The 10,545-nt window shown below is 69.1% G+C and carries 6 protein-coding genes; 4 read left to right on the top strand and 2 right to left on the bottom strand.

Annotated features, from left to right (window positions below):
• Window positions 1-34: 34 nt before the first annotated feature.
• Window positions 35-1,693, bottom strand: coding sequence for a S8 family serine peptidase (locus B0293_RS18810; protein ID WP_005166822.1), 1,659 nt, complete (start codon window positions 1,691-1,693; stop codon window positions 35-37).
• A 23-nt stretch (window positions 1,694-1,716) separates the two neighbouring features.
• Complete coding sequence (eccD, locus tag B0293_RS18805; protein ID WP_005166823.1) at window positions 1,717-3,081, bottom strand: type VII secretion integral membrane protein EccD; 1,365 nt, start codon at window positions 3,079-3,081, stop codon at window positions 1,717-1,719.
• Between the two features lie 470 nt (window positions 3,082-3,551).
• Between eccD and B0293_RS18800 the strand changes: the two genes are divergently transcribed.
• The 4 genes from B0293_RS18800 to B0293_RS18785 all read left to right on the top strand — a co-directional run bounded on the left by B0293_RS18800 (window position 3,552) and on the right by B0293_RS18785 (window position 10,511).
• Window positions 3,552-7,559 carry a type VII secretion protein EccC gene (locus B0293_RS18800; RefSeq protein ID WP_005166825.1) on the top strand — a complete coding sequence of 1,336 codons (4,008 nt, stop codon included), beginning with the start codon at window positions 3,552-3,554 and terminating at the stop codon, window positions 7,557-7,559.
• Window positions 7,560-7,627: 68 nt separating this feature from the next.
• On the top strand, window positions 7,628-9,583 hold the full coding sequence (locus tag B0293_RS18795) for a type VII secretion-associated protein (protein ID WP_005166826.1): 1,956 nt from the start codon (window positions 7,628-7,630) through the stop codon (window positions 9,581-9,583).
• A 12-nt stretch (window positions 9,584-9,595) separates the two neighbouring features.
• Window positions 9,596-9,958 carry a hypothetical protein gene (locus tag B0293_RS18790; protein WP_005166827.1) on the top strand — a complete coding sequence of 121 codons (363 nt, stop codon included), beginning with the start codon at window positions 9,596-9,598 and terminating at the stop codon, window positions 9,956-9,958.
• A 232-nt stretch (window positions 9,959-10,190) separates the two neighbouring features.
• On the top strand, window positions 10,191-10,511 hold the full coding sequence (locus tag B0293_RS18785) for a WXG100 family type VII secretion target (RefSeq protein WP_005166828.1): 321 nt from the start codon (window positions 10,191-10,193) through the stop codon (window positions 10,509-10,511).
• The last annotated feature ends 34 nt before the right edge of the window (window positions 10,512-10,545 follow it).

The raw sequence follows: 10,545 nt of genomic DNA, 5'->3' as shown, positions 1-10,545 counted from the left end.
GGATCACGATTAGCCCGCTAAACGCAAGTGCGTCCTACGGGGACTTGCGGCCGGTGGCGGTGGTCGGCCGGTTCCGGCGGACCGAGTGCACCACGAACAGCGTGACGAGCAGGGCCACCAGGCCCCCGCCGGTCCCGGCGAGCGCGACGATCATCGGGGCGGAATCGCGGTCGTTCGACGGCGGCAGGTTCGCGGGCAGCGGGACCGCCTTGGCCTTGTCCGCCTCCGACGGCACGATCGCCGTCAGCGCCGCGATCGGGTCGATGACCCCGAAGCCGACGAAGTTGTCCCGGCCGCCAGGCGCCGCGGGGTGCTGCGCCGTCGCCTTGATCCGGTTCATCACCTCACGGGCTTTCAGCCCGGGGAACTTCGCGCGCACAAGGGCTGCCAGTCCGGCGACGTACGGGGCGGCGAAGCTGGTCCCCTGGATGGCTCCGGGGTCCTTGCCGCCTTCGATGGTCAGGTTGGCCAGACTGCTCGACCCCTCCGCGGGGTCCAGCGAGATGATCTTGGTGCCCGGAGCGGCGACGCTGACCCACGGCCCGTTGACGCTGAAGTCCGCGACGCCGCCGGTGTCGTCGATCGCCGCGACGGACAGCACGTCGTCGGAGAACCATGGCGGCGTGACGATCATCTTGGGGGACTTGGGATCCGGCTGGTCGTTCTGCGGGCACTTGTCACCGACGTTGCCCGCCGCCGCGACCACGACCACGTTCTGCTTGACGGCGTAGTTCACCGCGGCCTGCAGTTGCTGTTCACCCAAGGTGATCTTGCCGTCGGCCTGCCGGCAGTTGTCGACCGACATGTTGATGACCTGGGCGCCCTTGTCGACGGCCCGGACCACAGCCTGCGCGAGCGTCTTGAGCGTGCCCGCGGTCTTGCCCTGCTCTTGCTGGCGTCCGCCCTTGTCCTGCCCCGGCGCCGTTCCGTCCGCCGCTCCGCCGACTGCGCCGTTTCCCTGTGATGAAGGCGGAAGCTCCGAGCCCGGCTGGTTGTTCGACGACCCGGGCGGGGCGGCGCTGGACGAAGGCGGAGGAGGCGGCGGCTCGGCCTTCTTCTCCGCCTCCTCGTAGTTCTGGCTCGACTGCCGGATGGACATGATCGTGGCGTCCGGCGCGACCCCTCGGAAACCGATGGTCGCGTCGGGCGGGTTCGCCGCGATGATCCCCGCCACCTCGGTGCCGTGGCCGTCGCAGTCCTCGAGTCCCGGCTGCTTGCCGCTGGGAGTCGCGACGTAGTCGCCACCCGATTCGACAGGATTCTTGAAGTAAGGGTGCGCGGTGACGCCGGTGTCGATCACGGCGACCTTGACGCCGCCGCCGATCGAATCGGTGGCGCCGCGCATCAGCTCGTGGACCTTCTGGATCTGCAGGTATTCCTGACCCCACGGCCGGCTCTTGATGTCGACCTGGTCGCCGCCGAGTTTGCTGCGCTGGACGCACTCGGTTTTCTTCTCGTAGGTCTTGTCCGGCTTGCCCTCGTCGTTCGGCTTCTTGGACTCGTCCACCGGGGGCGGAGTCGCGTAGTAACCACCGGCGTCGGGCGCGACACTGCTTTGCTGCGCCCACGCCGGAAGCGCCACCGACGCCGGCGAGAGAACACCGATACCGGCCGCCAGCAGCACCGTTCCGGTACGTCCGGCGAGGCCGAGGTGGCGGACGCGCGTCCCCCTGGACTTCCGCGCTGCGGCCATCAGAGCATCATCCGATCGGGTCGTCACTTGAAATTGAGGTGGCGCAGCGTCGTGTAGAGATCCATGACGCCGAGCGCCAGCGGGAGCACTGTCGCGATGAAGACGGCCTCGAAGATCTCCACGGTCCGCCGCAGCGGCGGCGAGAAGCGCTGGTTCGGGAAGATCACGCCGACCACGAGCGCGCCGGCTCCGATCAGCAGCAGCGCGCCGAACACGAACAGGACGCGGTTCAGCGGGCTCGCCGACCACATCCAGCCGAGCAGGATGCCCGCGCCGGACACCATGCCGGTGGTCAGCAGCGCGATGGCCTGCGCGCCGTTCGCGTACGCCCGGGCCCTCAGGAGCAGGACCAACGTGGCGATCACGCCGAGGATCGGGCCGAAGACCGTGGGCGACGTCGAAGCGATGATCGCGAACAGCGCGGTGGCCGCGCCGCAGCCGGTCAGCAGGCCGGTCATGTACTCGTGCGCGACCGCGGTGCGGCGTTCGATGGCGCGGTAGTCCGGGAAGCCCGAGTCTTCCTTGAGTTCTTCGGCGCTGCCGGGGACGTGCGGTGTCGGCAGCGCGGCGAGCTTGATCGTCGCGCGCGGCAGGAGCGAGATGCAGGCCAGCGAGAACGCGGTGGCGCCCGCGGCGATCCCGGCGATCGGGGTGTCGATCAGTGTCGCGGCCAGGAACGTCAGCGCGGAGATCGTCGCCGTCGTCGCGGCCGCGATGAAGGTGGTGATCCCGTGCCCGATGACGAGGATGCAGACCGCCGCCACGATGATCACGAGAGTGCTCGCGAGCAGCAGGTTCGCCCACAGGGACAGCCCAGGCACGATGTAGAAGCCGCTGACGAATGCCAGCGGGAGGCCGCCTGTCGCGGCGATCAGCACGCCCGTCGCCTCAGCTTGGTAGGCCTTGGCCAGTGTCGCGCCGACGGCGACGCACGCGATCGCGCCGACACCGCCCGCGATCGCGGCTGCGAGCGCGTTGCCGCCGTAGAACGACCCGCTGGTGAAGAGCGCGAGGGCCGAGAAGAACAGCGCCAGGCCGCCCGCGATGTGCCCGAAGCGGCGCGCCGTCTCCTTGGTCCACGGACGGAAGCTGTCCGGGGACGACTCCGCGATCGCGTCGACGACGTCGTCGTACAGCGGCGGAGGCGGGTTCTCGTTGCGTTTGCGCAGCTGGAGCAGTTCGCCGTCGACGACTCCGAGGGACGCGAGGGTCCGGCTCGGGTCGAGCGGCGCGTCGCCCAGCTTCGCCAATGCCCAGCCGCCGTGGCGGGCGCCGCCGTCCGGCGTCGCCTCCTTCGCCATCTCCAACAGCATGGGCAGCAGATCCGCCACCGCGACGTCAGCCGGCAAAGCCACGTCGATCCGGGTGCGTGGCGCGACCACCGTCACCCTGCTGAATACCGTCGTGCCCGTTGCCACTGCCTTCCCCCTGCCCTGAGAGTCTGGTCCCCGGGGAACCTATACCGAACCCGGGTGCCCACATCATCGACTGTCGGAAAAAGACCGGCAAAAGTAAGAGAGACGACCTCCGGACCCCCTGTGCCCGGTTGCCGGCGCGGCGACTTTAGCGGGCTAACCGTGACGCTTAGCGGCCCTAAGCATCTCGGTCGCCCCCAGAGCCCGGATCGCGATTAGGGGGCTAAACGCACGTCGGGCGTCGGGGCGCCGGATCGCACTTAGGCCGCTAAACGCACGTCGGCGGAGCCGGAGCCCTAGACTTCCGGGCATGCGTATGGTCCCGGCAGGGGCCGTTCTCGGCGTTGTCCGGATTTCACCGGCCACGTTCGATAGGTTGTCTCGCGCACCCGTACGCGCACCAACGGTGGCCGCCATCGTCGAGTTTGAAGAGGGGTCCTTCGATGAGCACGCTGCAGTTCAAGAAGTCACCGCGCCTGGCGGCGCCGCGGCCGCCGGGCGGCGAGGTGCATCTCGAACCGCCGCCTGAGGTGCCGCGCACCATCCCGGGCAACATCGTCATGAAGCTGCTCCCGGCGGTGATGATCGTCGCTTCCCTCGGGATGATGGTCTTCATGTTCACCACCGGTGGACGCAATCCCATGATGATGATGATGGGCGGCATGATGGTGCTCAGCACCGTCGGCATGATGGCCGGCGGTGGGGGCAAGGGCGGCGGCGCCAAAAAGGCCGAGATGGACGAGGACCGCAAGGACTACCTGCGCTACCTCGGCCAGATGCGCGACAGGGCCCGCGAGGCCATGGTCGACCAGCGCGCCGCTCTCGAGTGGGTCCACCCCGACCCGCAGACGATGTGGTCACTGGCCGCGAGCCGCCGCATGTGGGAACGCCGCCAGAACGACCAGGACTTCCTCCACCTCCGCGTCGGCCGCAGCTCGCACCGTCTCGCGACGCGGCTCGTGCCGCCGCAGACCGGCCCGGTCGACGAACTGGAGCCGATCGCCACGCTGGCCCTGCGCCGGTTCGTCCGCGCGCACTCGATCGTCCCGGACCTGCCGACCCAGATCACCCTCCGCGGGTTCGCCGCGGTCAGCATGCAGGGCGACCGCGGCCTCACCCGCGGCCTCACCCGCGCGATGCTGGCCCAGCTGGTCACCTTCCACAGCCCCGACGACGTCCTCATCGCGGTCGCGACCGCGGGCCGCGCCAAGGAGGAGTGGGAGTGGGCGAAGTGGCTGCCGCACGCCCAGCACCCGGCGCTCGCCGACGGCATCGGCCAGCTGCGGATGATGGCCGGTTCCCTCGCGCAGATCGAGCAGTGGCTCGACGAGGAACTCCGTGACCGCCAGCGGTTCTCCCGCAACGCGACGCCCGCCCCGGACCAGCCGCACATCGTCATCATCGTCGACGACGCCGAGGTCACCCGCGAAGAGCAGATCATCCTCGAAGAGGGTCTGGTCGGCGTCACCCTGATCGACCTTTCCGACTCCATCGGCAACCTCGCGGCCCGTCGCGGTCTGCGGCTGGTCGTCGAGGAAGACCGTCTCGGCGCGCGCAGTGCCGGCGGTGTCGAGTGGTTCGGCCGCCCGGACACGCTCAGCGTCGTCGAGTCCGAAGCCCTCGCTCGCCTCCTCGCCCCGTACCGCGTCGGCACCGCCGCGCAGGACGCCGCCGAGGAAGAGCCGCTGCTGTCCAACCCCGGTCTGCTCGAACTGCTGGGCATCCCCGGCGACCCGATGACCTTCGACGTCCAGCAGGCCTGGCGGCCGCGCCCGGTGCGGGACCGCTACCGCGTCCCGTTCGGCGTCGGCGAATACGGCCAGCCGGTCGAGCTGGACATCAAGGAAGCCGCGATGGAGGGCATGGGCCCGCACGGCCTGTGCATCGGGGCGACCGGTTCCGGTAAGTCGGAGTTCCTCCGGACGCTGGTGCTGGGCATGCTCGCCACGCACTCGTCGAGCACGCTGAACTTCGTCCTCGTCGACTTCAAGGGTGGTGCGACGTTCCTCGGTCTGGACGCCGCCCCGCACGTTTCCGCGGTCATCACCAACCTCGCGGACGAAGTCACGCTGGTCGACCGTATGAAGGACGCGCTGGCCGGTGAGATGAACCGCCGCCAGGAAGCGCTGAAGAACGGCGGTAACTTCAAGAACGTCTGGGAGTACGAGAAGGCCCGCGAGAACGGCGCCGACCTCGACCCGCTGCCCGCGCTCTTCATCGTCTGTGACGAGTTCTCCGAGCTGCTGGCCGCGAAGCCGGACTTCATCGACCTGTTCGTCGCCATCGGCCGTCTGGGCCGGTCGCTGCAGATGCACATGCTCCTCGCGTCGCAGCGGCTGGAAGAGGGAAAGCTGCGCGGTCTCGACTCGCACCTCTCCTACCGCATCGGTCTGAAGACCTTCTCCGCCGCGGAATCCCGGGCCGCGATCGGCGTGCCCGACGCGTTCGAGCTGCCGTCCGTCCCCGGTGGCGGTTACCTCAAGTACGACACTTCGACGCTGGTCCGCTTCAAGGCCTCGTACGTCTCGGGCCCGTACCGGCCCGCGGGCATCAAGGCGGCGGGCCCGGTCGCGACCGTGGTCCGCGCCGACAAGCGCCCGCAGCTGTTCGTCCCGGACTTCGTCGAACTGCCGAAGGAACCGGAGCCGCAGCAGATCGAGGCCGCGCCGGTGGAAGAGGCCAAGTCGGAGGAGGCCGTCGAGCCCAGTGAGCTCGACGTGATCGTGTCCCGGCTGATCGGCCAGGGCCCGCCCGCGCACGAGGTCTGGCTCCCGCCGCTCAAGGAGCCGAACTCGCTCGACACCCTGCTGCCGAACCTGAACCCCACCGACGACCGCGGTCTTTCCCCGGTCGGGTTCTTCGGCAACGGACGGCTGCAGGTGCCGATGGGCATCGTCGACCGCCCGTACGAGCAGCGTCGTGACCTGCTGTGGGCCGACTTCTCCGGTGGTGCCGGGCACGGTGTGATCGTCGGCGGTCCGCAGTCGGGCAAGTCGACCATGCTCCGGACGCTGATCATGTCGATGGCGCTGACCCACACCCCCGAGGAAGCGCAGTTCTACGCTCTCGACCTCGGTGGCGGTACGTTGGCCGGTCTCCAGGGCCTGCCGCACGTCGGTGGTGTCGCCGTCGCCCGGCGCGAGCCCGACAAGGCCCGCCGGATCGTGGCCGAGCTGACCACCCTGCTCACCGAGCGGGAAGGCCGGTTCGGTGCGATGGGCATCGACTCGATGAACGAGTTCCGCAACCGCAAGCGGCGCGGCGAGATCAAGCCCGAAGAAGACGCCTTCGGCGACGCGTTCCTGATCGTCGACAACTGGAAGGCGCTGCGGGACGACTTCGACGAGCTGGAGACCTCGATCACCAAGCTCGCCACCCAGGGTCTTTCCTACGGCGTGCACGTCATCATCGCGGCGAACCGGTGGGCGGACATCCGCCCGGCGATCAAGGACATGATCGGTTCCCGGTTCGAGCTGCGCCTCGGTGACCCGAGCGAGTCGGACATCGACCGCCGGGTCGCGGTGAACGTCCCGGCCGCCCGTCCCGGCCGCGGTCTGACCAGGGACAAGCTGCACCTGCTGACCGGTCTGCCGCGGATCGACGGATCGAGCAACCCGGACGACGTCGCCGCCGGTGTCGCCGACGCGGTGGCGAAGATCAAGGCCGCGTGGCGGGGCCGCCCGGCGCCGCAGGTCCGCCTGCTGCCGGAGATGGTCACCTACGACGAGGTCCTGTCCATCGACTCCAAGCGCGCCACGAAGCTGGTGCCGATCGGTGTCAACGAGGAAGACCTCCAGCCGATCTACCTCGACTTCGCCGCCGATTCGCACTTCTACGCGTTCGCGGACGGCGAGTCGGGCAAGACGAACCTGCTGCGGCAGATCACCCGGGGTATCACCGAGCGGTACACGACGCAGGAAGCGGTCGTCATCCTCGTCGACTACCGGCGCACGATGCTCGGCTTCGTCGGCGGGGACCAGCTGCTCGGCTACGCGGTGTCCGCCGCGCAGCTGGACAGCATGGTCAAGGACGTGCACGGGTCGATGACCCGGCGCCTCCCCGGTCCGGACGTCACGCAGGAACAGCTGAAGACCCGGTCTTGGTGGACCGGCCCGGAGCTGTTCATCATCGTCGACGACTACGACCTGGTCGCCACGCAGACGAGCAACCCGCTGAAGCCGCTCGCCGAGTTCCTCGCGCAGGCGAAGGACGTCGGTCTGCACATGATCGTCGTGCGCCGCAGCGGTGGCGCGAGCCGGGCCATGTTCGACCCGATCCTCGGCAAGCTCAGGGAGATCGCGGCGCCCGGTATGGTCATGAACGGCTCGCGGGACGAGGGCAACCTCGTCGCCAACGTGAAGCCGAGCCAGATGCCTCCGGGACGAGGAAACCTCGTCACCCGGAAGCACGGCAAGCAGCTCATGCAGGTCTCGTGGATCCAGCCGGACTGACCTCCCGCGGAACCAGGTGAGGTACGGGACGGGCGTGTGGTGACGACGACGATCTGCGGGAGTGGCTGGTGACTGTGCGGGTAGCGGTGGACTTCGGGACATCGAGTACCTGCGTAGTCGCTTCGATCAACGGCCGCGAACCGCAGGTCGTCGTGGTGGACGGGCAGCCCCTGATGTCGTCGGCGGTCTACGCCGCGCCGGACGGGACGCTGTTCGTCGGCCAAGAGGCGGAACGGCAGGCGGCGGTGGATCCGTCGCGCTACGAGCCGAATCCGAAGCGCCGGATCGACGAAGGCGACCTGCTCCTCGGCGACAACGTCCTCCGCGTGACCGATGTCGTCCACGCCGTGCTGAAACGCGCGGTGACCGAGGCGCGCCGGCTCGCCGGTGACGCCGAGGTGGAACTGCTCGTCCTGACCCACCCGGCCGATTGGGGCGCGACCCGGACCCGTCTGCTCCGGCAGGCGGCGGGCGGGCTCGCGCGTCAGGTCGCCCTCGTGCCGGAGCCGGTCGCCGCGGCGGTCTACCACGCGGCGACGTTCGCCCCGGCCGACCTCAACTCCGAGCGCACCGTCGAGTTCAGCGGCCGCCCCGGCGACGCCCTCGCGGTCCTCGACCTCGGCGGCGGCACTGTCGACGTCTCCGTGGTCCAGCGCATGCCCGGCAGCCCGGCGGATCGCAGTTTGCCCGCTAAACGCGCCGGGTTCCAGGTGCTGGCCACCCGCGGGGATCCGAGCTTCGGTGGGGCGGACGTCGATCAGGCGCTCCTGGAGCACGTGGGTTCGCTGGTGTCGTCCGTCGATCCGCCGGAATGGCGGAAGCTGGTCGAAGGCCGCGAACTCACCGATCGCCGCCGTCGCCGCGTGCTGCGGCAGGACGTACGCGGCGCGAAGGAGACGCTGTCCCGGCACGCGTACACCGACGTCCCGATGCCTCCGCCGTTCGCCGACGCGCACGTGACGCGGGAGGACCTGGAGCGGCTCATCGCGGGCCCGCTCGGCCGCGCGGTCGAACTGACCGTGGGCGCGATCGGCGATTCCGGGCTGCGGCCCAAACAGCTCACGGCGATCTTCCTGGTGGGCGGGTCCAGCCGGATCCCGATGGTGTCCCGGCTGGTGCACGAGCGGACCGGCGTCGTGCCCACCACCCTGGACCAGCCCGAGACCGTGGTCGCCCGCGGCGCCCTGCGCGCGGTGCTGATCGACCCGGACCGGACGGGCTCGCTGGCGGGCTCCGCGGTCTCCCGGGTCGGCGCTCCCGCACCGGCCCCCGCCGACCGGCGCCCCCCGTTCCCTCCCGGCCCCCAGCAGCCCGCGTCGGGCCCACTGCCGCAGAGCGCGTTTAGCCCGCTAAACGCGACGCGGCAGCAGGGGCCGCCATCGCCCCCGAGGGGGCAGCAGGGGATGGCGCCACCGCAGCCCCCGCCGTGGCGGCCGGGTGAGCCCTCCCGCGACACCAAGCCCGCCGAGCGAGGCGGGAAGAGCAAGAAGACGCCCTGGATCATCGCGGCGGCCGCGGTCGCCGTGGCGGCGGTCGTCGGCGGTGTCCTCTACGCGGTCAACAGCGGGGAGGCCGAGCCGGAGGGCCGGACGCTCGCCCAGTACGACTACCGCTTCATCGCGCCGCCGGACTGGACGCAGACCGACGATCGCGTCGCCGACCGTCAGGTGGTGATCCATCCGAGCGACTCCCTCACCGGCGACGATCTCGTGGTCGCCCAGGAGTACGTGATGAACTACGACGCCACTGTCGACAGACAGAAACTCGTCGACGAACTCGCCGGCAGCGCGGAACGGGAGCCGACCAAGAAATACAGCGGCTTCAACGGTTCCGCGAACTACGCCGGCCGGACCGTCGTCTACTACCGCGAGACCAAGCCGAAGGCACGCGTCGACTGGTACGTCGTCGCCCAGGGAAAGTTCCGCGTCCACATCGGTTGCCAGTACGGCACCGGCTCACCGCTCGAACCCCGGGTGAGCGCGGCCTGCGAACAGGTCGTCAAAACGATGGCGGTCGTCAACTGAAGGGGGAGGCGTATGCCACCCGAATCCGAGACCCCCGCCGAAAACTTCGCGCGAACAGGACGCGACGCGGTCACCTATGCCAGACAGGTCGCCCGGACGGCCAAGGCCCGCTACGAACGACGCCGCGGCGAGAACGCCGAACTGGCGAAGCAATTCGGCAAGGGACGGCTCGCCGGCGGCGAGACCGCGCCGACCCCGAGCGTCCTGCGGAACGCCGCGAAACGGTTCCGCGCGGGCGCCGGTCTCCCGGTTCCCGCTTTGCCCTCGGCGGCGGACTTGGTTCCCTTTCGGCCAGAACCGGCGGCCAGACGGCCACGTGTGAGTGACGACGACGAGGACTTTTCGCAGTCGCGAATCATGCGCCGTGCCGATTGAGCGATCACTGTGCACTTGCGAAATCCCCTGGTGAAAGCCCTTTTCTTCACGTGAATCGCGGTGCGCTCGCCGGGTTTCCGCGTTCGGTTCCCGCCGGGAGCGTTAACGCAAGCAACTACTTGAAACCAAGGAGCGACAAGAGGGAACCAGACGTGGCAGTGTCTCCGTCGTAGGTCCGTACCAAACGAACTTCACCAAGTACGGATAACCACGAACGAAGGGGGTAGCTCCCATGGCTGCTGGTTTTCAAGGAAGCGTCGAACAGTTCACCCAGTCCGAGAAGCGGGTGACCGAGGTTCGCGTTTCGATGGACCAGAACCTGAGCAAGCTTCGCGACAACATCGAGGCCACCCGCGCGGGCTGGACCGGTGACGCGGCTCTTGCGTTCAACAACGTGATGAAGCGCTTCGACGAAGCGGGCCGGGGGCTCAACCAGGCTCTCCAGAACATCGGTGAACTGCTCGAGCAGGCCGGTTCGAAGTACAACGCTTCCGAGCAGCAGCAGCAGGAACTGATCAACTCGGTCAACAAGGGCTTCGGCGTCCTCGGCTGATCTGCTCCACCTGTTCCATCACCCCAAAACTTTC

The organism is Amycolatopsis azurea DSM 43854 (assembly GCF_001995215.1).
In the GTDB taxonomy this organism is placed as follows: domain Bacteria; phylum Actinomycetota; class Actinomycetes; order Mycobacteriales; family Pseudonocardiaceae; genus Amycolatopsis; species Amycolatopsis azurea.
This window is presented reverse-complemented; position numbering and strand designations above follow the sequence as displayed.

Bases quoted from the DNA above. Each gene is read 5' to 3' on its own strand.
- B0293_RS18785 (WP_005166828.1), top strand. From the start codon at position 10,191: ATGGCTGCTGGTTTTCAAGGAAGCGTCGAACAGTTCACCCAGTCCGAG.
- B0293_RS18800 (WP_005166825.1), top strand. From the start codon at position 3,552: ATGAGCACGCTGCAGTTCAAGAAGTCACCGCGCCTGGCGGCGCCGCGG.
- B0293_RS18810 (WP_005166822.1), bottom strand. From the start codon at position 1,693: ATGGCCGCAGCGCGGAAGTCCAGGGGGACGCGCGTCCGCCACCTCGGC.
- B0293_RS18790 (WP_005166827.1), top strand. From the start codon at position 9,596: ATGCCACCCGAATCCGAGACCCCCGCCGAAAACTTCGCGCGAACAGGA.